This is a genomic window from Pseudomonas sp. MF08831 (assembly GCF_059862645.1).
The window spans coordinates 239392-261746 of the sequence record NZ_JCBCUX010000001.1 but is presented as its reverse complement, the minus strand read 5'-3'; the positions used below and the strand labels follow the sequence as shown (position 1 = coordinate 261746).

At 61.3% G+C, this 22355-nt stretch carries 17 protein-coding genes and 1 pseudogene; 10 read left to right on the top strand and 8 right to left on the bottom strand.

Annotated elements, in window-relative coordinates:
* Window positions 1-30: 30 nt before the first annotated feature.
* Window positions 31-963, bottom strand: a complete 933-nt coding sequence (locus AC19YS_RS01230) for an iron-sulfur-binding ferredoxin reductase (RefSeq protein WP_119736937.1) — start codon at window positions 961-963, stop codon at window positions 31-33.
* Between the two features lie 218 nt (window positions 964-1181).
* On the opposite strand from AC19YS_RS01230, the gene AC19YS_RS01225 reads away from it, so the two are divergent.
* The 4 genes from AC19YS_RS01225 (at window position 1182) to AC19YS_RS01210 (ending at window position 7659) form a co-directional block, all read left to right on the top strand.
* Window positions 1182-2705, top strand: coding sequence for a fumarate hydratase (locus tag AC19YS_RS01225; RefSeq protein WP_005790979.1), 1524 nt, complete (start codon window positions 1182-1184; stop codon window positions 2703-2705).
* Window positions 2706-3044: 339 nt separating this feature from the next.
* On the top strand, window positions 3045-4811 hold the full coding sequence (locus AC19YS_RS01220; RefSeq protein WP_119736930.1) for a sensor histidine kinase: 1767 nt from the start codon (window positions 3045-3047) through the stop codon (window positions 4809-4811).
* Window positions 4805-6130, top strand: a complete 1326-nt coding sequence (locus AC19YS_RS01215) for a sigma-54-dependent transcriptional regulator (RefSeq protein ID WP_500600694.1) — start codon at window positions 4805-4807, stop codon at window positions 6128-6130. The genes AC19YS_RS01220 and AC19YS_RS01215 overlap by 7 nt, the downstream gene beginning before the upstream one ends.
* A gap of 209 nt (window positions 6131-6339) precedes the next feature.
* Complete coding sequence (locus AC19YS_RS01210; protein ID WP_106578356.1) at window positions 6340-7659, top strand: MFS transporter; 1320 nt, start codon at window positions 6340-6342, stop codon at window positions 7657-7659.
* A 121-nt stretch (window positions 7660-7780) separates the two neighbouring features.
* On the opposite strand, the pseudogene AC19YS_RS01205 reads toward AC19YS_RS01210, so the two are convergent.
* A pseudogene (locus tag AC19YS_RS01205) lies at window positions 7781-8535 on the bottom strand (COG4705 family protein).
* Between the two features lie 193 nt (window positions 8536-8728).
* On the opposite strand from AC19YS_RS01205, the gene AC19YS_RS01200 reads away from it, so the two are divergent.
* Window positions 8729-9361 (top strand): flavin reductase family protein, encoded by a 633-nt coding sequence (locus AC19YS_RS01200; RefSeq protein ID WP_119736923.1) that lies wholly within the window; start codon window positions 8729-8731, stop codon window positions 9359-9361.
* Between the two features lie 124 nt (window positions 9362-9485).
* On the opposite strand, the gene AC19YS_RS01195 is transcribed toward AC19YS_RS01200, so the two are convergent.
* Window positions 9486-9734 carry a hypothetical protein gene (locus tag AC19YS_RS01195; protein ID WP_106578353.1) on the bottom strand — a complete coding sequence of 83 codons (249 nt, stop codon included), beginning with the start codon at window positions 9732-9734 and terminating at the stop codon, window positions 9486-9488.
* A gap of 44 nt (window positions 9735-9778) precedes the next feature.
* The gene (locus AC19YS_RS01190; protein ID WP_106578352.1) at window positions 9779-10120 is read right to left on the bottom strand and encodes an antibiotic biosynthesis monooxygenase family protein; all 342 of its coding nucleotides are present in this window, start codon (window positions 10118-10120) and stop codon (window positions 9779-9781) included.
* A 327-nt stretch (window positions 10121-10447) separates the two neighbouring features.
* Here AC19YS_RS01190 and AC19YS_RS01185 point away from each other — a divergent pair, with 327 nt between their 5' ends.
* Window positions 10448-11377 carry an AraC family transcriptional regulator gene (locus AC19YS_RS01185; protein ID WP_106578351.1) on the top strand — a complete coding sequence of 310 codons (930 nt, stop codon included), beginning with the start codon at window positions 10448-10450 and terminating at the stop codon, window positions 11375-11377.
* A 124-nt stretch (window positions 11378-11501) separates the two neighbouring features.
* On the opposite strand, the gene AC19YS_RS01180 is transcribed toward AC19YS_RS01185, so the two are convergent.
* The 4 genes from AC19YS_RS01180 to edd form a co-directional block, all read right to left on the bottom strand.
* Window positions 11502-12929, bottom strand: a complete 1428-nt coding sequence (locus AC19YS_RS01180) for an ATP-binding protein (RefSeq protein WP_442793492.1) — start codon at window positions 12927-12929, stop codon at window positions 11502-11504.
* A 31-nt stretch (window positions 12930-12960) separates the two neighbouring features.
* Window positions 12961-13695: a response regulator gene (locus AC19YS_RS01175; protein WP_106578348.1), complete on the bottom strand. Its 735-nt coding sequence runs from the start codon at window positions 13693-13695 to the stop codon at window positions 12961-12963.
* A gap of 154 nt (window positions 13696-13849) precedes the next feature.
* On the bottom strand, window positions 13850-14806 hold the full coding sequence (locus AC19YS_RS01170) for a glucokinase (protein WP_200623847.1): 957 nt from the start codon (window positions 14804-14806) through the stop codon (window positions 13850-13852).
* Window positions 14803-16629 (bottom strand): phosphogluconate dehydratase, encoded by a 1827-nt coding sequence (edd, locus tag AC19YS_RS01165; protein ID WP_106578346.1) that lies wholly within the window; start codon window positions 16627-16629, stop codon window positions 14803-14805. Before edd ends, AC19YS_RS01170 begins: the two co-directional genes overlap by 4 nt.
* A gap of 221 nt (window positions 16630-16850) precedes the next feature.
* On the opposite strand from edd, the gene gap reads away from it, so the two are divergent.
* From gap to AC19YS_RS01145, 4 genes are all read left to right on the top strand, one after another.
* Window positions 16851-17852 (top strand): type I glyceraldehyde-3-phosphate dehydrogenase, encoded by a 1002-nt coding sequence (gene gap / locus AC19YS_RS01160; protein ID WP_106578345.1) that lies wholly within the window; start codon window positions 16851-16853, stop codon window positions 17850-17852.
* A gap of 230 nt (window positions 17853-18082) precedes the next feature.
* Entirely contained in the window at window positions 18083-18601 is a 519-nt protein-coding gene (locus AC19YS_RS01155; protein ID WP_106578344.1) for an RNA polymerase sigma factor, read from the top strand.
* Between the two features lie 74 nt (window positions 18602-18675).
* Complete coding sequence (locus AC19YS_RS01150) at window positions 18676-19644, top strand: FecR family protein (RefSeq protein WP_119736911.1); 969 nt, start codon at window positions 18676-18678, stop codon at window positions 19642-19644.
* Between the two features lie 115 nt (window positions 19645-19759).
* On the top strand, window positions 19760-22324 hold the full coding sequence (locus tag AC19YS_RS01145) for a TonB-dependent receptor (RefSeq protein ID WP_200623846.1): 2565 nt from the start codon (window positions 19760-19762) through the stop codon (window positions 22322-22324).
* Window positions 22325-22355 lie beyond the last annotated feature (31 nt).

Here is a 22355-nt window from a genome sequence, read left to right as displayed (position 1 = left end):
GGTGGATCTCGCGGCTGTAGAAGTCAGCGCTCAACCACGGGGCACAAACACATCGGCCAGCAGTTGATTGCGCGGCAGACCGGCCAGGAACAAGCGCTTGGAAAACGCCTCGACGCTGACAGGATGCCCGCAGAGTAAGGCCAGAGTTTGCCGCGAAACAAGCCGCAGTTGCGCCAATGCCTGGGTCAACTCAGCCGCAGTCCACAGCTCCACGGTGACGTTTGGGTGCTGCAAAGCCAACTGCGCCAGGGGCTCGGCCAGGTAATGCGCGTCGGCATCATGAGCCAGGTGAATCACACGGATGGCGCCCTGATGATCCTGGCGCAACGCCTCGCGCAGCACGCCCCATAACGGGCCAAGCCCCGTGCCGGCGGCCAGCAGCCATAGCGGCCGCGAATGCCAGTCAGGGTCGTATTGCAGCGCCCCGCCTCTCAACTCGCCCAGGCGCAGGTCGTCTCCCAGTTGCAACTGGCGGGCGATGCTTATGAATTCACCGGGCTGACGGCAATCGAGGTGAAACTCCAGGAACGGATCTTCCTGGGGCAAGCTCGCCAGGGAATAGGGCCGCGCCACCTGTCCGGCCCACACCACCAGATGCTGCCCGGCGCGATAACGCAGGCCACGCTCCGGTTGCAAGCGCAGGCGCAGCACACTCGCATTCAACCAGTCGACGCCCACCACCCGGGCGGGCAAACCGTCACGCAGCGGGTCGAACGTTTCAACTTGCACGTCCCCGACAACCTGGCATTGGCACGCCAGGCGCCACCCGTCCTGACGTTGTGCCGGGCTCAAGGCGTCGGGTTGTTTGTCCTCGACCTCACCCTGGCAACGCACCAGGCACGCATGGCAACTGCCCGCCCGGCAACTGTAAGGCACGGCCACCCCCGCCAGATTCAGGGCATCCAGCAAGTTGCTGCCGGTGGCTACCGACCAGTGGCGTTCGCCGACGTGCAGTTCAGGCATATAAGGTCTCAATCAGAAGGGCTGCCTACAGGGAATCATGCCCGACAGAGTTTGACCATAGTCGGGTGTATCGGCCACCGCGCCGGGTTATACTGCCGCGCCTTTTTAGCGTCGCGCCTGCACCTACGGCGTGCCTTGGAAAGGTGGACTCAGCCGACCGATGCACCCAACTGAGCCACCTTTATTGAATGTTCCCGTCTTATAGAGGAGCGCGACTCATGACCGTGATCAAGCAAGACGACCTGATTCAGAGCGTTGCCGACGCCCTGCAATTCATTTCCTACTACCACCCCGTTGACTTCATCCAGGCGATGCACGAAGCCTACCTGCGCGAAGAATCGCCGGCAGCCCGTGACTCCATCGCGCAGATCCTCATCAACTCGCGCATGTGCGCCACCGGCCATCGCCCGATCTGCCAGGACACCGGTATTGTTACCGTGTTCGTGCGCGTGGGCATGGACGTACGTTGGGATGGCGCCACCATGGGCCTGGACGACATGATCAACGAGGGCGTGCGTCGCGCCTACAACCTGCCGGAAAACGTCCTGCGTGCCTCGATCCTCGCCGACCCGGCAGGTGCGCGTAAAAACACCAAGGACAACACCCCGGCCGTGATCCACTACTCCATCGTCCCGGGTAACACCGTGGAAGTGGACGTGGCCGCCAAAGGCGGTGGCTCCGAGAACAAGTCGAAAATGGCCATGCTCAACCCGTCCGACTCGATCGTCGACTGGGTGCTCAAGACCGTTCCGACCATGGGCGCCGGCTGGTGCCCACCGGGCATGCTGGGCATCGGCATCGGCGGCACCGCCGAGAAAGCTGCGGTAATGGCCAAGGAAGTGTTGATGGAGTCCATCGACATCCACGAGCTGAAAAAGCGCGGCCCGCAGAACCGTATCGAAGAGATGCGCCTGGAGCTGTTCGAGAAGGTCAACCAACTGGGCATCGGCGCCCAGGGCCTGGGTGGCCTGACCACCGTGCTCGACGTGAAAATCATGGACTACCCGACCCACGCTGCCTCGCTGCCGGTGTGCATGATCCCCAACTGCGCCGCCACCCGTCACGCGCACTTCGTGCTCGACGGTTCGGGCCCGGCGTCGCTGGAAGCGCCATCGCTGGACGCCTACCCGGAAATCGTCTGGGAAGCCGGCCCATCGGCCCGCCGTGTCAACCTCGACACGCTGACCCCGGAAGAAGTGCAAAGCTGGAAACCGGGCGAAACCGTATTGCTCAACGGCAAGATGCTCACCGGTCGCGACGCGGCGCACAAGCGCATGGTCGAGATGCTGAACAAGGGCGAAACCCTGCCGGTAGACCTCAAGGGTCGCTTCATCTACTACGTCGGCCCGGTTGATCCGGTGCGCGAAGAGGTGGTTGGCCCGGCTGGCCCGACCACCGCCACGCGGATGGACAAGTTCACCCGTCAGATCCTCGAGCAGACCGGCCTGCTGGGCATGATCGGCAAATCCGAGCGCGGCCCAACCGCCATCGAAGCGATCAAGGACCACAAAGCCGTGTACTTGATGGCCGTGGGCGGTGCGGCGTACCTGGTGGCGCAAGCCATCAAGAAGTCGCGCGTAGTCGCGTTCGCCGAACTGGGGATGGAAGCGATCTACGAGTTCGACGTGAAGGACATGCCGGTCACCGTTGCGGTGGACAGCAAGGGTGAATCCGTCCACATCACCGGCCCTGCCATCTGGCAGAAAAAGATCAGTGAAAGCCTGGCGGTAGAAGTGCAGTAAGCACTTCACTGCACGGATAAAGGCGACTGCGGCCCATGGCCCAGTCGCCTTTTTTATGACCTGCCTATTCTTCTGTGGTGAATGGGCCTGCTATGGCTAATGGGCTAGCGGTGGCGAGCGGGCTAGTTGTGGCGAGCGGGCTCGCCCCGCGTTGGGCTGCGCAGCAGCCCCATACAGCCTGCACTGTGTGTCAGGCAGAGCGCGGTGGCAGGTTTCAGGCCGGCTGCGCCACCCAACGCGGGCAAGGCCGCTGCCCACAACAAGCCGGTTTGCCAGGCCACAAGACCCACCCAGTGCATGCTATGGTGCTCACCCCTTACCGTGCCTGTTCATCACCGTATGATCGTGATCCCACGCCCACTGCGCCTGACCTTCTACTCACTGTTGATCATCGCCGGTGCGGTGCTGGCCGCTGCCTTGGCCACTCGCCATGCCGAACGCCAAGCCTTGGTGGATGACGCCGCCCGCGCCCATCAACAGCTCACGCTCTATGGCAATTCCCTGCACACCCTGATCGAACGCTACCGCGCCCTGCCCGCCGTACTGGCGCTGGATTCGGAAATGATCAGCGCCTTGAAAGGCCCGCTCGACGCCACCACCCAGGACCTGCTCAACCGCAAACTGGAGCGCATCAACGGCGCAGCACAGTCCTCAACCCTGGAACTGATGGACCGCAACGGCCTGGCCGTGGCCGCCAGTAACTGGAACTTGCCGAGCAGTTATGTCGGCCACAACTACGCGTTTCGCCCCTATTTCAGCCAGACCTTGAGCCAAGGCACCGGGCGTTTTTATGCGGTCGGAGTCACCACCGGCATTCCGGGTTACTTCCTCTCCAGCGCGGTGGTCGATGAGCATGAGCAGTTTCTCGGCGCCATGGTCGTGAAGCTCGAATTCCCCGAACTTGAACGTGAGTGGGCCCAGGGCAATGACCTGCTGCTGGTCAGCGACGCGCGCGGCATCGTGTTTATCGCCAACCAGCCGGGCTGGCGTTACCGCAACCTGCGGCCGCTGTCGGCCAGTGACCTTGCCGAACTCAAGGCCACGCGCCAATACGATAAAAAGCAATTGCAGCCGCTGCAAACCCAGACGCTGCAGCGCTTCGACGAAAACAGCCACTTGATGCGCGTCAGTGGCCCTGAAGGCAATGCCAACTACATCTGGGAATCCCTGCCACTGAAGGCCGAAGGCTGGACCCTGCACCTGCTGCGCAAACCCCAATTTGCCTTTGAAGACCAACGCAACGCCGGCCTCGCCGCCGCCGGGTCCTGGTTAGCCCTGGTGTTTCTGGTGCTGTTCCTGACCCAGCGCTGGCGCCTGGCACGCCTGCGCCAGCGCAGCCGCGAAGAGTTGGAACAGCTTGTGGAGGAGCGCACCCAGGCGCTGCGCACGGCCCAGGATGGCTTGGTGCAATCGGCCAAACTGGCGGCACTGGGCCAGATGTCCGCCGCACTCGCCCATGAAATCAACCAGCCGCTGACCGCCCAACGCATGCAGTTGGCGACCCTGCGCCTGCTGCTGGACCACGGCCGCGTGGACGATGCCTACCAGGCGCTCACACCGCTGGACGACATGCTCACGCGCATGGCCGCACTCACCGGCCACCTCAAGACCTTCGCGCGCAAAAGCCCCAGCGGCTTGCGCGAAAAGCTCGACCTGGCCACCGTCGTCGACCAGTCCCTGCACTTGCTCGACGCGCGCCTGCGCGACGAAGCCATCGGCGTGGTGCTGGACCTGACCCGCCCCGCATGGGTGCGCGGTGATGCCATCCGCCTGGAACAGGTGTTGATCAACCTGCTGCGCAACGCCTTGGATGCGATGGCCGACACGCCACGCAAACGCCTGGAGATCCGCCTGCACGCCGACCAGCAGTTGTGGCGACTGACCGTCAGCGACAGCGGCGGCGGCATTGCAGAAGAACACTTGAACAGCGTGTTTGACCCGTTCTTTACCACCAAACCCGTAGGAGACGGCCTCGGCCTCGGGCTGGCGGTGTCCTACGCTATCGTGCATGAACTGGGCGGACGTCTGCTCGCCGGCAACCGTGGCGACGGCGCGGTTTTCACCTTGACCTTACCGATTGCGCTGGAGACGCCCGACCTATGTTGAACGCCGTGATTGTGGTCGATGACGAAGCCAGCATTCGCACGGCCGTCGAACAATGGTTGAGCCTGTCAGGGTTTGATGTGCAGTTGTTCAGCCGCGCCGAGGAATGCCTGGCGCACCTGCCCAGGGACTTTGCCGGGGTGATCCTGAGCGATGTGCGCATGCCCGGGCTCAGCGGCCTGGAACTGCTGGCCGAAGTGCAACGCCGGGATGCCGATTTGCCGGTGATTCTGCTCACCGGCCACGGCGATGTGCCGATGGCGGTGGAAGCGATGCGCGACGGTGCCTATGACTTTCTGGAAAAACCCTTCAGCCCCGACGCCTTGCTCAACAGCCTGCGCCGCGCCCTGGACAAACGCGGACTGATCCTGGAGAACCGACGTCTGCATCAACAGGCCGATCACCGCGCGCAGCTCGAATTGAGCCTGCTGGGCGTGTCCCGAGGCTTGCAGAACTTGCGACGTCAGGTGCTCGACCTGGCGAACCTGCCGGTCAATGTGTTGATCCGTGGCGAGACCGGCAGCGGTAAAGAGCTGGTCGCGCGCTGCTTGCACGATTTTGGCCCGCGTGCAAAAAAGCCGTTTGTAGCGCTCAACTGCGCCGCCATCCCCGAGCAGCTGTTTGAGGCCGAATTGTTCGGCCACGAAAGTGGCGCGTTCACCGGCGCCCAAGGCAAGCGTATCGGCAAGCTGGAATATGCCCATGGCGGCACGCTGTTCCTGGATGAAATCGAAAGCATGCCGCTGGCCCAACAGGTGAAGTTGCTGCGCGTATTGCAGGAACAAAAGCTTGAGCGACTGGGCTCCAACCAAAGCATTCACGTGGACTTGCGCATCATTGCCGCCACCAAGCCGGACCTGCTGGAAGAGGCACGCGCAGGGCGTTTTCGCGAAGATTTGGCCTACCGACTGAACGTCGCACAGCTGCGCCTGCCACCTCTGCGCGAGCGTCGTGAAGACATTCCGCTACTGTTCGACCACTTTGCCCACAGCGCCGCCGAGCGCCTGGGCCGCAGCGCCGAACCCTTGAGCGGCGCGCAACTGGGGCGGCTGCTCAGCCATGATTGGCCGGGTAATGTGCGTGAACTGGCCAACGTCGCCGAGCGCCAAGTGCTGGGCCTGGGTGAACCGGAGCCGGAAGGTATCGAGGCCGGGCAATCCCTGGCGGCGCAACAGGAAGCCTTCGAAGCGCATTGCCTGAAAGCGGCGCTGGTGCGGCACAAGGGCGATATCAAGGCAGTACTGGCGGAGCTGCAGCTGCCGCGTCGCACCTTTAATGAAAAGATGCAGCGGCATGGGCTGGTGCGGGAGATGTTTCTGTAGGCCATTTTCTGTGGTGTTTGCCGCGAAGAGGCCAGCAGCCATAAGCGGATTTCCGCTCATCACCCTCAAATCATCAGCAATTTTCCGCTCAAAAACATTCTGAAACCCTTCTAAACCGGGCCTTGATCTAACTGGCACAGCTCCTGCTATAGCCCGAACAGGCTGCGCTCGTGCGGCTCCATAAAAACAACTAGATGAAGGATCCTTCAATGGATAACTCCAACTCCCTGCCTCTGGGGTCGGCGGCTGCGCCGGCAAAAGAACGCAGTACTTCCAGCCGGATCAAATCGATTTTCAGCGGCTCGGTCGGCAACATGGTCGAGTGGTACGACTGGTACGTCTACGCCGCCTTCTCGCTGTACTTCGCCAAAGCCTTCTTTCCGAAAGGCGACACTACCGCCCAACTGCTGAACACCGCCGCGATCTTCGCCGTGGGCTTTCTGATGCGCCCGATCGGTGGCTGGCTGATGGGGCTGTACGCGGACCGTGCCGGTCGCAAAGCGGCCTTGATGGCTTCGGTGCTGTTGATGTGCTTCGGCTCACTGATCATCGCCCTGAGCCCGGGTTATGAAACCATCGGCGTCGGCGCGCCGATCCTGCTGGTGTTCGCCCGCCTGCTGCAAGGTCTGTCGGTGGGTGGCGAGTACGGTACCTCGGCCACTTACTTGAGTGAAATGGCGACCAAGGAACGTCGCGGCTTCTTCTCCAGCTTCCAATACGTGACGCTGATCTCCGGCCAACTCATCGCGCTGGCAGTATTGATTGTGCTGCAACAGGTGCTCACCACCGAACAACTGTACGACTGGGGCTGGCGCATCCCGTTCGCCATCGGCGCCCTGTGCGCAGTGGTCGCGCTGTACCTGCGTCGTGGCATGGAAGAAACCGAGTCGTTCACCAAAAAGGCAAAGGCCAAGGAAAGCGCCATGCGCACCTTGATGCGCCACCCCAAGGAACTGATGACCGTGGTCGGCCTGACCATGGGCGGCACCCTGGCGTTCTACACCTACACCACCTACATGCAGAAATACCTGGTGAACACGGTGGGCATGAGCATTTCCGACTCCACCACCATTTCGGCGGCCACGCTGTTTCTGTTCATGTGCCTGCAACCCATTGTCGGCGGGCTGTCGGACAAGGTTGGCCGCCGGCCGATCCTGATCGCCTTCGGCATCCTCGGCACCTTGTTTACCGTGCCGATCCTCACCACCCTGCACACCATCCAGACCTGGTGGGGCGCGTTTTTCCTGATCATGGCGGCACTGATCATCGTCAGCGGCTATACCTCGATCAACGCGGTGGTGAAGGCCGAGCTGTTCCCTACGGAAATTCGTGCCTTGGGCGTGGGCCTGCCGTATGCGCTGACCGTGTCGATCTTCGGCGGTACGGCTGAATACATCGCGCTGTGGTTCAAGAGCATTGGCATGGAAACCGGTTACTACTGGTATGTGACGGCCTGTATTGCAGTGTCGCTGGTGGTCTACGTGACCATGAAAGACACCCGCAAACATTCGCGCATTACCACGGACTGAACAGTGTGGGAGCGGGCTTGCTCGCGAACGCGGTGATCAGTCAGAGCAACGTCGACTGACACTGCGCATTCGCGAGCAAGCCCGCTCCCACATGTTGTTCTTCAGCGTTTCATAAACAGCGTCAGGTCAGCTCTACGGGCTGCCGGCGCCCATACCGGCGCTGCGCATACGACGCCCCGGCAATCATCACCACCAGCACCGCCGCCAACACCGCCGATGAACCCATGGTGCCGAAATCCAGCCCGCCCTTTTCATGGGGCTTGGTAAGGAAGTCGCCCAGGGTCGCGCCAAATGGCCGAGTCAGCACAAACGCCACCCAGAACAACAGCACGAAGAAATCTGGGTGAAGTATTTGAGTGCTACCACCACCGCAATGGCCGAGCCGATCAGCAAGGCGCCACCGGCAAAACCCAACCCGGAGTCGTCCGCCAGGAAGTCGCCCAACGCGGTGCCCAAGGTGTTGGAGAACAGGATCGCCATCCAGTAAAACAGCTCGCCTCGAAAGGTCTGGACCTTGTTCACGTTCAGCGAATCACCACTGAGGTGCCACAACGCGAAGATGATCATCAGGATCACGATCAGGATCATCGAGCCGGTGGCGTACCCGAGGCCCAAGGTGCGGTCCATGAAATCCGACATCGTGGTGCCGGCGGTACTCGTGGACAGAATCACGATCCAGTACAACACCGGGTTGTAGGTTTTGGACCAGAGCTGCGTCATCAGGGTGACGAGAAATACGCTGATCAAGATCATCGAACTGATGGCGTAGCCGACATTCAGGGTCATCGACAACAAATCCCCGGCGGTTTCGCCCAGGGTGGTTGCGCAGATTTTCATGACCCAGAACGCCAGGGTTATCTGAGGAAGTTTGTTCATTGTGCGCAAGGCTCCGAAGCTCAGTCATGCAGGGGGCCGATTCATAGGGAGTGTCGACCTGGCGCGCAGACTGAACGGCACGCTGTGAAAATAGGTGGGCAATCAATGAAAATTCCATCCGGCCAATGGAAATTCGCCGTCATGGATTGCACTATGGCTACCTCACAGCCCCCCGCAGCAGGAACCCCGGCCCATGTCTGACGATATCCATTTCTACGAACCCGCCAATGGCCACGGCCTGCCTCATGACCCGTTCAATGCCATCGTCGGGCCACGGCCGATTGGCTGGATTTCCTCCCACGACCGCGAGGGCCGCCTGAATCTCGCGCCCTACAGCTTCTTCAATGCGTTCAATTACATTCCGCCGATCATTGGGTTTTCCAGCGTCGGGCGCAAAGACAGCCTGAACAACATCGAACAGACCGGCGAATTCGTGTGGAACCTGGCCACTCGCCCGTTGGCCGAACAGATGAACCAGAGTTGCGCGGCGGTATCGCCAGAGGTCAACGAGTTCGAGCTGTCCGGCCTGACGCCGGTCGCCTCGAAAATCGTCGGCGTGCCGCGCGTGGGCGAAAGTCCGGTGTCGTTTGAATGCAAAGTGACGCAGATTATTCAGCTACAGCGCGCCGACAAAGAGTTGGTGCCGAGCTGGCTGGTGCTTGGCGAGGTGGTAGCGGTGCACATTGCCAAGTGGCTGCTCAAGGATGGGATCTATGACACGGCCGCCGCCGAGCCGATCTTGCGCGGTGGTGGCCCGGCGGATTACTTCCAGATAGAGCCGCAGGCGTTGTTCAAGATGTATCGCCCAGGCGCCACTCAGCGCTGAGTGAAAGGCAAAAAAAAGTGGGAGCGGGCTTGCTCGCGAAGGCGGTGGATCAGTCAATGTTTCGGTGACTGACACGGTGCATTCGCGAGCAAGCCCGCTCCCACCTTTGCATCGGTGGGGTTGCTTAGTCAGCCGCAGGTGACCAGGTCAATTGCCCTTCTTCGTCCACGTCGACCAACCGCTGCAATTGCGCGGCAGCCGCATCGTCGGCGTCGTCAGCGGTCTTGAACGTGTGTCCTTCAAGGATCTTGTGAAACCTGGGGGCGCCCATGCCATCCAGTGCCTTGACGGCAATGGCAGCGCTGTAGCCACCCTCTTCTTCACGCACCAAGGCGGAAACGGCTTCGTGGTGGGCAAACTCTTTACGTGCCATGTTGCAGGTCCTGGCCAATGGGAAAGTCGGCCATTCTAACCCTCTCAACCGGCCAGTTGCAGGTACTCGCCGTAGGCATGCGCAGCGGATGCATCGGTAAAGGTCTGGAAGTCCATGCTGCGCACCACCATGTCGTTCAACAGCTCGGTAAAGATCATCAAGGCGGGCGAATTGAAGTAGGCGCTCATCGCCTGCTCGCTGCTCCAGAAGCCGCAGATCAGCCACACATCGGGATCCACTTGGGAATGCTGCAACGAGAATTGCAGGCAACCCTGAGCCTGACGGCCCGGTTCAATCAAACTGCTCAAGCGTGCACCGAGTTCGGTGCTGCACCCGTTACGGGCACGGATAAAGGCCATATGGCTCGCGGGAATGGGGGTGGACATGTTCGACTCTCCCGTTGAGAAGTGATGCTCGGCAAGCACTGTGAGGGCGTGCTGCCACAGGATCAAAGATAACGGCGCGGGTGCGGGCGCGGTTAGTCAATTCCTGCCGGCTTATTGCACAATCCTGCCAGAAGCGTAGATAAGACGTTTGGCCCCACGGGTTTATTCCATGGCCATGTTCAGTGTTTCAGGCAGATGACAGGCACTGCACTTGCCTGATTCGCGACTTATCGCAGGATCAGGCAAGGATTGTGCAGGATCGACGTAACACTTTCTCAAAGGCCGCCGCTAAGCTGATCCCATCAAAAAGCTTGTAGAGGACACGTCATGTCGTCGTCGGAACATAAGTCCACTCCCCTCGATGCCGAGACGGAAAAACAGCGCGCCGAACTCGCCAGCATCGTGCACCGGCATACCTGGGAAGATGGCTCCTACGGCACGGCGATCACCTCGTTGTTCCTCAACCGCCACAACACGCCGCGCGACTTCATGCCGGTGCTGGTGGAACCTGCGCTGTGCATCCTCGCCAGCGGCAGCAAGGAAGTACGCCTGGCTGACGAAATCTTCGCCTACGACCCGCTCAACTATCTGGTGTTCTCCGTGGCGATGCCGGTGGCCGGGCGGATCATCGATGCCACGCCGGAAGATCCCAACCTGTCGGTGCGCATCAATATCGACCCGGCGCAACTCACGGCGCTGATCGCCGAGGCCGGGCCAATGGGCGTGCCGTCGCGTCCGACTTCGCGCGGCATGTACGTCGACCGCATCGACACCCAATTGCTCGACGCCGTGCTGCGCCTGGCGCGCCTGCTGGATACGCCCAAAGACATCGCGATGCTGGCGCCATTGATCAACCGCGAAATTCTTTACCGTTTGCTGCGTGGGCCGCAGGGTTACAGGCTGTATGAAATCGCCGTGGCCAACAGTCAGAGCCATCGTGTGAGCCAGGCCATCAAGTGGCTGAACGGCAACTACGAACAGCCGCTGCGTATTGATGACCTGGCCCGTGAAGTGAACCTCAGCGTCTCGACGTTGCACCACCGCTTCAAGGCGATCACCGCGATGAGCCCGCTGCAATACCAGAAGCAGTTGCGCCTGCAGGAAGCGCGGCGTTTGATGATTGCCGAAGGGCTGGAAGCTTCGGCGGCGGGGTATCGGGTGGGGTATGAAAGCCCCTCGCAGTTCAGCCGCGAGTACAGCCGGCTATTTGGGGCGCCACCGCTGAGAGATTTGGCCCGGTTGCGCCAGAGCATCTGACCCAAAGGCGTCAAAATGTGGGAGCGGGCTTGCTCGCGAAAGCGGTGGATCAGTCAAAATTTTCGGTGACTGACACTCTGCATTCGCGAGCAAGCCCGCTCCCACATTTGATCCTCTGTGTGCTTTAGTCCAGGGTTCGCGGGAGCTGTAAGGTGACTCGCAAACCACCCTCGCGCAGGTTCTGCAAACTCACTTCACCGCCATGGCTATGGGCAATGTTGCGCGCGATGCCCAACCCCAATCCATAGCCCTGCTGCTGCCCGGCCAACCGAAAATGCGGTTCAAACACTTGCTCCAGCCGCTGCTCCGGCACGCCTGGCCCCTCGTCATCAACGTGCAGGATAAATTCCGCGCCATCGTCTTCGATGTGCAAATGCGCGTTCTGCCCGTACTTCAACGCGTTGTCGATCAGGTTACCGATGCAGCGCTTGAGCGCCAGCGGCTTGCCTGCATACGGCGCCAGGGCGCGGCCATCCTGGGTGATGCGGCCATTGCCGTTGGGCGCCAGGTACGGTTCTACCAGGCAATCGAGTACGTGATTGAGGTCGACCGGCTCGATGTTTTCGTGGATGTCAGTGTCCTTCACGCATTGCAGCGCGCCCTTCACCAGCAACTCCAATTCATCCAGGTCGCGACCGAACTTGGCTTGCAGGTTTTCGTCTTCGAGCAGCTCCACGCGTAGGCGCAAGCGGGTGATCGGCGTGCGCAAATCGTGGGAAATCGCGCTGAACAATTGGCTGCGCTCGGTCAGGTAACGGCTGATGCGTTCGCGCATGGCGTTGAACGCACGGCCCACTTCCACCACTTCGCTGCCGCCGCCTTCGGCCACCGGCTCCACGTCAGCCCCCAGGGACATGTCTCGCGCTGCCCGCGCCAGACGCTTGAGCGGTCGGCTTTGCCAGTGCACCAACAGGCCGATAAACAACAATAGAAAACCGCTGGTCAGCACGATAAACCACACCTGCTGCGACGGCAGGCCCTGTTCTTCAAGGCTGGTGTAGGGCTCGGGCAACAACGAAGCGATGTACAGCCATTCGCCCGGCGCCAGCTGGATCTGCGTGACCAGCACCGGCGGATTCACCGGCTCCAGGGTCAACGCGTAATGCGCCCAGGACCGGGGCAGTTCATCGAGCTTCAGGCCAGCGTTGAAAATACGCAGGTCCTCGGCGCTGACGAATTCCACCGAAATATGCACGTCGCTGCCCAGGGTCTGGCGCAGCACTTCGTCCACCGCTTGCAACACCGCCTGCTTGCGCGGGGTCTGCGGCAATATCTGCATATCCAGCGGGCGATCGTTGAGCGTCACCACAAAGCGGGTGCCCCCCATGCTGCGCAGTTGATCAAGCACTAACGGGCGATAGGCCACCGGCAACGAGCGGAAATAACTCACGCTGGCCGTCATCGAGTGCGCCAGGCTGCGGGCGCTGGTGACCAGGCCTTCAAGTTGAGTGGCGCGCAATTGCGAGACCCAGATCACGCTGGACAGCGCCTGGGCGAACAGCACTGCGAGCAAGGTCAGCAGCAACATCCGCCCCAGCAGCGAGCGCGGCACCGGGAAACGGCGGCGGCGTTCGCTTAAATGCTCAGTGGGCATTGCCGGCAACCACGCTGGCTGCCAGTTGATAACCGCTGCCGCGCACGGTGCGGATCAGCCGTGGGGGTTTTTCGGTATCGCGCAGGCGTTGGCGCAAGCGGCTCACGGCCATGTCGACGATACGGTCCAGCGGCATCAGGTCGCGGCCACGGGTGGCGTTGCCGATGGTGTCGCGGTCGAGAATTTGTTGCGGGTGATCGAGAAACAGTTTGAGCAGGGCAAAGTCGGCGCCGGAAAGAATCACCTCTTCGCCGTCCACGTGAAACAGGCGATGGCTGATCATGTCCAGTCGCCATTCATCAAACACCCACACATCGCCGCCGCTGCTGCGTTCCTGGCCGAACTGGGCGCGGCGCAGCAAGGCTTTAATTCGCGCTTGCAGCTCGCGCGGACTGAAAGGCTTGCCGATGTAGTCGTCGGCGCCCAGCTCCAGACCGATCACGCGGTCGGTTTCATCGGAACTGGCAGTGAGCATGATGATCGGCACCTGCGCCTGGCGCGGGTGCTGGCGAATCCAGCGGCAAAGGCTGAAACCGTCTTCGTCGGGCAGCATCACATCGAGGATGACCAGATCGCACGGCGCCTCGTTCATCGCCTGGCGAAACCCTGCACCATCCGGCACGCCACGCACCTGGAAGCCGGCGCGGCTGAGGTAGGTCTGCAGCAATTCGCGGATTTCCTGGTCGTCGTCGACGAGGAGAATCGATTTACTGATTGCGCTCACGGGGTCCTCCTTGTTGTTATGGCCAAACCTGAGTCATGTGTTGCTTTCAAGGCCCCCTTCGCGAGCAAGCCCGCTCCCACATTTAAACTCATTCCAACTGGATGAATGCGGTTGAATGTGGGAGCGGGCTTGCTCGCGAAGAGGCCATCACTGCCTACGCAAAAGCCTGCTCAAGTGCCACACCCGCCCCGGTCAACCCGGAATACGGCGCGGTCACCAACCACACCGGAATGCCTTTGAAATAATCGCCCATGCAGCCTTTGTCGCTGAAGCTCTTGGCAAAACCGCTGTTGATAAAGAAGTCGGCAAAGCGTGGAATGACCCCGCCCACGATATACACGCCACCGCGTCCCCCGGTGGTCAGCACGTTGTTGCCGGCCACGCGGCCCAGCCAGATGCTGAACTGGTTCAACACTTCGATCGCCACCGGGTCTCCTGCCAGGCCGGCTGCCGTAATGGCTTCGGGCGTGTCCAGCACCGGCGTGTGCCCGTCGACCGCGCAAATCGCGCGGTACACCCGTGGCAGGCCGCTGCCGCTCAAGGCGGTTTCGGCACTGACGTGCCCGATCTCGGTGTAGATGTGCTGCCACAGCTGGGTTTCACGCGGGCTGCTCAGCGGCAGGTCGACGTGGCCGCCCTCCCCCGGCAGCGCCGCATATCGGCCTTCGCCCAGGTCCAGCAAGGTGCCGACGCCAAGGCCGGTACCCGGCCCGATCACCACCGCCGGGCGCAGCGGTTCCGGCGTGCCTTCGCAGACCACGCGAAATTCGTCGGGCTTGAGGCGAGTCATGCCCAGGGCCATGGCCGTGAAGTCATTGACCAACAGCAGCTCATCCACCTGCAAGGTCTTACAGAATGCAGTTTTGCTCAGGCGCCAGTGATTGTTGGTGAATTTAAATTCATCGCCACTCACTGGCCCGGCGACCGACAGGCATACCGCGCCGATGTCCCCGATTTCCAGGCCTTCTTCCTTGAGGTAGACCTTGATGGCCTCCTCAGGGCTGTGGTGGTCCGCGGTGGCATGCACGCGGATCGAGTGCAGCTCCTGATCCCGCCACAACGCAAAACGGGCGTTGGTACCACCGATGTCACCGACCAGCGCAAGCTTCACTTAAGCGTCTCCAAGGCAGAGGTAAAGGCGCTGGCGCCCTGCTCTGCGGAGCTTGCGGCCAAGCGCATAAATGCAAACAGCTCACGCCCCGCCCCCACGTTGTTGCCCAACAGGCCCGTGGCAGGCGTGCGCGCTGCGAATTCTTCGGCGTCCACCTTAAGCTCCAAGGTGCCTTTCACGCCATCCACGCGAATGATATCGCCATCTTTGACCCGCGCCAGTGGCCCGCCGCTTTGGGCTTCGGGGTTGACGTGAATCGCGGCAGGGATCTTACCCGACGCGCCGGACATACGCCCGTCTGTCACCAACGCCACCTTGAAGCCACGGTCCTGCAATACACCCAGGAACGGCGTCATTTTGTGCAATTCCGGCATGCCGTTGGACCGCGGGCCCTGGAAGCGCATCACCGCGACAAAGTCTTTTTCCAACTCACCGGCCTTGAAGGCGTCGGCCAGGTCCTGTTGATCCTGGAACACCACGGCCGGCGCTTCGACGATCTGGTGCTCCGGGGCAACGGCAGAGACTTTCATCACGCCACGGCCGAGGTTGCCTTCCATCACGCGCAAGCCGCCTTCGGGCGAGAACGCACGGGCCACGGGGCGCAGGATGGTTTCGTCGAGGCTCTCGATCGGGCCGTCGCGCCAGATCAGCTCGCCGTCGACCAGGAACGGCTCCTGGGTGTAGCGGCTCAGGCCCTTGCCGGCCACGGTGTTGACGTCTTCGTGGAGCAGGCCGGCTTCGAGCAGTTCGCGGATCAGGAACGACATGCCGCCCGCCGCCTGGAAGTGGTTGATGTCGGCCTTGCCGTTTGGATACACGTGGGACAGGGTCGGCACCACCTCGGAGAGGTCGGCCATGTCCTGCCAGGTGAGGATGATGCCCGCCGACATAGCGATGGCCGGCATGTGCAGGGTGTGGTTGGTGGAACCGCCGGTGGCGTTGAGCGCGACGATGGAGTTGACGATGGATTTTTCGTCGACGATCTCGCCGATCGGCGTGAAGTCGCCACTGGCTTTGGTCAGGCGCGTGACCTGGTGCGCGGCTTCGCGGGTCAGTGCATCACGCAGCGGCGTGTACGGGTTGACGAACGAAGCGCCCGGCAAGTGCAGGCCCATCACTTCCATCAGCAACTGGTTGGTGTTGGCGGTGCCGTAGAAGGTGCAGGTGCCGGGGCTGTGGTAGGACTTCATCTCCGATTCCAGCAGCTCTTCGCGGGTGGCCTTGCCTTCGGCGTAGCGCTGGCGCACGTCGGCCTTCTGCTTGTTGGAGATGCCCGAGGGCATCGGGCCGCCCGGCACAAAGATCATCGGCAGGTGGCCGTAGCGCAGCGCACCCATCATCAGACCGGGGACGATCTTGTCGCAGATGCCCAGCATCAGCGCGGCGTCGAACATGTTGTGCGACAGCGCTACCGCTGTGGACATGGCAATGACTTCACGGCTGAGCAGGCTCAGCTCCATGCCGGGTTCGCCCTGGGTTACGCCGTCGCACATGGCAGGCGTGCCGCCGGCGAACTGGCCGACCGACCCGACTTCGCGCAGGGCTTTTTTGATCTGTTCAGGGAAATGTTCGTACGGCTGGTGCGCCGAGAGCATGTCGTTATATGAGGAAACAATTGCCACGTTGGCGGCGTTCATCATGCGCAGGCTATTTTTATCTTCAGTGCCGCAGCCCGCCACGCCGTGGGCGAAGTTGGCGCATTGCAGCTTACCGCGCATCGGGCCGTCGCTGGCGGCGCCGCGAATGAGCGCAAGGTAAGCCTCGCGGGTTGCACGACTGCGGGCGATAAGCCGTTCGGTGACCTCAATAACGCGGGGATGCATGTGTAGAACTCCAGGCTAACGGATGTGGCGACCTGAGTGTCTATGCTGATCAAACGCCCGCAGCTCATGGGATGGCAGGGTGTCGTTTGTATCATCGGACCAGTTGATTCAGGTCACTCGTTGTAGATTGAACAAAATATTGCCACTAAAAAGGCTTGTTTTCTATTTTTATGCGAATAATCTTGTAATTCTTACAACAAATCGACGACAGGCACTTTCCAATGACTCTTCGTATCGCAATCAATGGTTTTGGCCGTATCGGCCGCAATGTCCTGCGCGCACTGTATACCCAAGGCTACCGCCAGGATTTGCAGATCGTCGCCATCAATGATTTGGGCGACAGTTCGATCAATGCCCACCTGCTCAAATACGACACCGTACACGGTACTTTCGAAGCAGAGGTTGCCCACGATCAGGAAAGCCTGACCGTCAATGGTGACCGGATTGCCGTCAGTGCCATTCGCAACCCCGCCGAGTTGCCGTGGGCGGCGCACAAGATCGACGTGGTGTTCGAATGCACCGGTCTGTTCACCGACCGTGACAAGGCCGCCGCTCATATTACCGCCGGCGCGCGCAAGGTAATCATCTCGGCCCCCGCCAAAGGCGCAGACGCCACGGTGGTGTACGGGGTGAACCATGACATCTTGCGCCAATCGCACCAGATCATCTCCAACGCTTCCTGCACCACCAACTGCCTGGCGCCTGTGGCCCAGGTGCTGCACCGCGAGCTGGGCATCGAAAACGGCTTGATGACCACCATTCACGCCTACACCAACGACCAGAACCTGACCGACGTCTACCACACCGACCCGTACCGCGCGCGCTCGGCCACCCAGAACATGATCCCAAGCAAGACCGGCGCTGCTGAAGCGGTGGGCCTGGTGCTGCCGGAACTGGCGGGCAAGCTGACCGGTATGGCGGTGCGGGTACCGGTGATCAACGTGTCGCTGGTCGACCTCACCGTGGAGCTGAAGAAAGAAGCCACCGCCGAGCAAGTCAACGCGCTGCTCAAAGAAGCCAGCCAGCACTCGAAAATCCTCGGCTACAACTCCCTGCCGCTGGTTTCCAGTGACTTCAACCATAACCCGCTGTCGTCGATCTTCGATGCCAATCACACCAAGGTCAGCGGTAAATTGCTCAAAGTGCTGGCCTGGTACGACAACGAGTGGGGTTTCTCCAACCGGATGCTGGATAACTGCCTGGCGCTCTGCAACGCCGAGTAAGCAGGCACGAAGCGCTCTGTGTGAGCGGGCTTGTGTGGGAGCGGGCTTGCTCGCGAACTCGGTGAATCAGTCGCCCGATCCATTGACTGACACTGCGCATTCGCGAGCAAGCCCGCTCCCACATGAGTTTTGCGCACTAACCAGCCCGTGGTAGGCCCACAGCAATAGCCACTTGCCATTTCCGTTGATGATAAGCATTATCATTAACTGCAAATCGATCTGGTAGCACTGTGAGCCAATCCCGCTTCAACCAAGTCTTTATCACTCAACGGGTGATTCTGCTTCGCACCTTGCAGCGGATGGTGAACAACCACAGCACCGCCGAGGACCTGTTGCAGGAAACCTACCTGCGCGTCACCCGGGCCCTCAGCGAGCGGCCGATCGATCACCTCGAACCCTTCGTCTACCAGACTGCACGCAACCTGGCGCTGGACCACCTGCGTTCGCGCCGCATTCAAGCCCGTACGCTGCAGGAAGACGTCCCGCTGGACGTGTTGCAGAGCGTCGCGGCGCCCATCAGCACGCCCGAAGACGCGACCCAGGCCGAGCAATTGCTCGAACACCTGAGTGTCAGCCTCGGCCAGCTGAGCGCTCGGCAACAGCAGATATTCATCCTCAGCCGCCTGCACGGTTGCAGCTACCAAGAGATTGCCGATCAGTTGCAAGTGTCCTTGAGCACCGTGCAAAAGGAACTGAAATTGATCATGGCCATCTGTGTAGGAGTGGCTGAACGGCTGGATCAGCCTTAAGCTTCAGCCGACAGATGTGGCGATCCAGTCTGTAGGAAAGATGAATAGAACGTGGCGAAGACCCGAGGAACACCGTGACCGACCCGAATAAACTGCGCCCCCATGAGCTGGCTCATGAGGTGTTGCAAGACACTGCTATGGACCAGGCCCTTGACTGGCTGATCGTCTTGCAGTGCCCGCAACCCGGGCAGCAAGCGCAGTTCGATGCCTGGCTGGCCAGTGACCCGGCACACGCACACGCGTTCAACAAAGCCCGGACCGCCTGGGGCGGCGCGCCGGTACACAGCGCCGCCGTGGCCCTGGCAGCGCCGCGCAAACCGAGCGCCTGGCGCCGGGTAAAACCGCATTGGAAACCCTTGGCCACCGCCGCCGTGCTGTTGATCGGCCTGTTCAGCTTCAGCAACCTGCCCGTGCGCCTGCAAGCCGACCACCTCACCGTGGTCGGTGAACGCCAGCGCGTGCAGTTGGACGACGGCTCTAAAGTACTGCTGAACACCAACTCGGCGTTTTCCAGCCGCATCAAAGACCACCAGCGCATCGCGCGCCTGTACCAAGGCGAGGCATTTTTCGAAGTTGCGCCCAACCGTGGCCTGCCCCTGGAGATTGACGCCGGGCCGGTGCGCGCCAGCGTGCGCGACACCGACTTCGCCGTGCGCTACCTCAACGGCGAAGCGCAAGTGCAGGTGCAGCGCGGTGACGTCGACCTGAGCAACACCTTCGACGACGCCCGCGTGCGCCTGCGCGCCGGTGAAAGTATCCGTATCGGCCCCAAAGGCTTTGGCCAACCCGCCAAGCTGGATGTGAGCAAGGACCTGGCCTGGGTCCAAGGTCGGCTGGTGTTCGAAAACTGCCCGATGAGCGACGTGCTGGCAGAGCTGCGCCGCTATTACCCGGGCTGGATCGTCAACACCAACGACAAGCTCGCCAGCACAGCTGTCACCGGCAATTACCGCCTCGACCAGCCGCTGGACGTGGTGCGCTCACTGGCGCACATCACCTCGGCCACGCTCTCGGAATACCCGGCGCTGGTCATTCTGAACTAAATGAGAATTATTTTTACTCGATGTTAACCGGCGGTACGTCTTGTTATAGCCAATGCAACTGATTCCTATTTGATTCGGTTCGCAACTATAAGATTCGTACTCCGGAGCGCTCTCGATGTCCTCTCGTTTCAACCGCCGGTCTTCTTCGCCCGTCCTGTCGTTGCTGACCGCTGCCATTCTGATGGCCAGCGCGCCAGTCATGGCCGCCACTGCCGCCGAGCCGGTCGCCCGCAGCCACGGCAACTACAATTTCAGCATCGAGCAGCAGCCGTTGGTCTCGGCGCTGAACGCGTTTACCGCCGTGACCGGCTGGCAAGTCGGCCTGCCGGCAGAGCTGGGCCAAGGTGTGTCGTCCCCTGGCGCACGCGGCCCGCTGTCACCCGAAAAAGCCCTGGACCGGTTGTTGGTGGGGACCAACCTGAGCTATCGCAAACTGGGCACCAACAACATCGTGCTGGAAAAACGCGCGACCGGCAGCGTGCTCAACCTGCAACAGGTGACCATCAGCGCCACGCGCAACGAACAGGACGTCAACAGCGTGCCCAGCACGGTCACTGTGCATGATCGCCAGGAACTGGACCGCCAGAACGTCAACACCATCCGTGAACTGGTGCGCTACGAGCCCAACGTGTCAGTCGGTGGCGCAGGCACCCGCGCCAGCAACGCGGGCTACAACATTCGCGGCATCGACGGCGACCGCATCCTCACTCAAGTCGACGGCGTCGAAGTGCCGGACAACTTCTTCAACGGCCCCTACGCCAAGACGCGCCGCAACTACGTCGACCCGGAAATCGTCAAGCGCGTAGAAATCCTGCGTGGACCGGCCTCGGCCTTGTACGGCAGCAGCGCCATCGGCGGCGCGGTGAGCTACTTCACCCTCGACCCGGACGACATCATCAAGCCCGGCCAGGACGTCGGCGCCCGTCTGAAAACCGGCTACAGCTCCGCCGACGACAGCTGGCTGACCTCCGGCACCGTTGCCGGCCGCGTGCAGGACTTCGACGGTTTGCTGCACTTGAGCCAGCGCAATGGCCATGAAATGGAATCCTACGACGGCAACAACGCCACCGGCCTGGCCCGCACCGGTGCCAACCCGGAAGACGCGCGCACCACCAATATCCTGGCCAAATTGGGCTGGAACTATGGCGATGACAACCGACTGGGCCTGACCTACGAGAAGTTCAAGGATGACCGCGACGTTAACCTGAAAAACGCCGTGGGCGGCCCGTTCATCGGTGGTCGAGGAATGAATTTGTACCGTGCCCGCTCGGGCAACGACACCATCACTCGCGAGCGCTTCGGCCTGGAAAACACCTTTGCCCTGGAGTCGCCGATTGCCGATCGCATCAAGACCAGCCTGAACTACCAGATCGCCAAGACCGACCAGACCACCGCCGAAATCTACCAGGCGGGTCGTCGCGTATTACGCACCCGTGACACGCTATACGAAGAAAAACAGTGGGTCTTCGACGCCCAACTGGACAAGGCTTTCAACATCGGTGAAACCGATCACCAAGTGACCTATGGCACCACACTCAAACAGCAGAAAGTCACCGGCTCGCGCGAAGGCTCGGCCTCCTGCCTCGCCGTCGGCTCGGGTTGCACGGCCATCGGCGCCCCCAGCCCGCAAGCCAGCGACAGCGTGAAAAAATCCAGCGACTTCCCGGACCCGACCATCAACACCTACTCGCTGTTTGCCCAGGACCAGATCACCTGGAACAAATGGACCTTCCTGCCGGCAGTGCGCTATGACTACACCCAGCTCAAACCCAAGCTGACCCAGGAATTCCTCAACACCGTAAACCCGACCGGCACCTACCCGGTCAGCGACAAAGAAAAAACCTGGCACCGTGTAACGCCCAAGTTCGGCCTGACCTATGCGCTGACCGATCAATACACCTGGTTCGGTCAATACGCCGAGGGTTTCCGCACGCCATCGGCCAAGGCGCTCTATGGTCGCTTTGAAAACCTCAACCTTGGCTACACCGTCGAGCCAAACCCGAACCTCAAGCCGGAAACCAGCAAGGGCATCGAAACCGGGATTCGCGGTCATTTCGACGAGGGCTCTTTCGACATCGCGGTGTTCTACAACAAGTACCGCGACTTTATCGACGAAGACGCCTCGGTCGCCGGCGGCGACATACAAACCTTCGAAGCCAACAACATCAAGCACGCCACCATCAAAGGGGTAGAAGCCAAGGGCCGCCTGAACCTCGACGCGTTCGGCGCACCGCAAGGCCTCTACACCCAGGGCTCGGTCGGTTACACCTACGGCCGCAACGACGACAACGGCGAGCCGCTCAACAGCGTCAACCCGCTTAAAGGCGTGTTCGGCCTGGGCTACGAGCAAGAGCAATACGGCGCGCTGGTCAGCTGGACGCTGGTGAAGAAACAGAACCGCGTCGACAGCACCACCTTCCACGCACCGGATGGCAGCACCAGTGCGCCGTTCAAAACGCCTGGCTTCGGCATCGTCGACCTGACCGGTTACTACAAAGTCACCCACGATGTGACCATCAATGGCGGCCTCTACAACCTCACCGACAAGAAGTACTGGAACTGGGATGACGTGCGCAGCTACGACGGCGTCGGCGAAGCGGGCGTGACAGCGCCCGCGAACCTCGACCGCCTGACCCAGCCCGGCCGCAACTTCGCGATCAACCTGATCTGGGACATCTGACAGCACCACACCCAAATGCCGTCTCCTTACC

What these genes read in the sequence shown, in the direction of transcription:
- AC19YS_RS01230 (WP_119736937.1), bottom strand. Translation starts at nt 963, where the DNA reads ATGCCTGAACTGCACGTCGGCGAACGCCACTGGTCGGTAGCCACCGGC.
- AC19YS_RS01225 (WP_005790979.1), top strand. Translation starts at nt 1,182, where the DNA reads ATGACCGTGATCAAGCAAGACGACCTGATTCAGAGCGTTGCCGACGCC.
- AC19YS_RS01220 (WP_119736930.1), top strand. Translation starts at nt 3,045, where the DNA reads ATGATCGTGATCCCACGCCCACTGCGCCTGACCTTCTACTCACTGTTG.
- AC19YS_RS01215 (WP_500600694.1), top strand. Translation starts at nt 4,805, where the DNA reads ATGTTGAACGCCGTGATTGTGGTCGATGACGAAGCCAGCATTCGCACG.
- AC19YS_RS01210 (WP_106578356.1), top strand. Translation starts at nt 6,340, where the DNA reads ATGGATAACTCCAACTCCCTGCCTCTGGGGTCGGCGGCTGCGCCGGCA.
- AC19YS_RS01200 (WP_119736923.1), top strand. Translation starts at nt 8,729, where the DNA reads ATGTCTGACGATATCCATTTCTACGAACCCGCCAATGGCCACGGCCTG.
- AC19YS_RS01195 (WP_106578353.1), bottom strand. Translation starts at nt 9,734, where the DNA reads ATGGCACGTAAAGAGTTTGCCCACCACGAAGCCGTTTCCGCCTTGGTG.
- AC19YS_RS01190 (WP_106578352.1), bottom strand. Translation starts at nt 10,120, where the DNA reads ATGTCCACCCCCATTCCCGCGAGCCATATGGCCTTTATCCGTGCCCGT.
- AC19YS_RS01185 (WP_106578351.1), top strand. Translation starts at nt 10,448, where the DNA reads ATGTCGTCGTCGGAACATAAGTCCACTCCCCTCGATGCCGAGACGGAA.
- edd (WP_106578346.1), bottom strand. Translation starts at nt 16,629, where the DNA reads ATGCATCCCCGCGTTATTGAGGTCACCGAACGGCTTATCGCCCGCAGT.
- gap (WP_106578345.1), top strand. Translation starts at nt 16,851, where the DNA reads ATGACTCTTCGTATCGCAATCAATGGTTTTGGCCGTATCGGCCGCAAT.
- AC19YS_RS01145 (WP_200623846.1), top strand. Translation starts at nt 19,760, where the DNA reads ATGTCCTCTCGTTTCAACCGCCGGTCTTCTTCGCCCGTCCTGTCGTTG.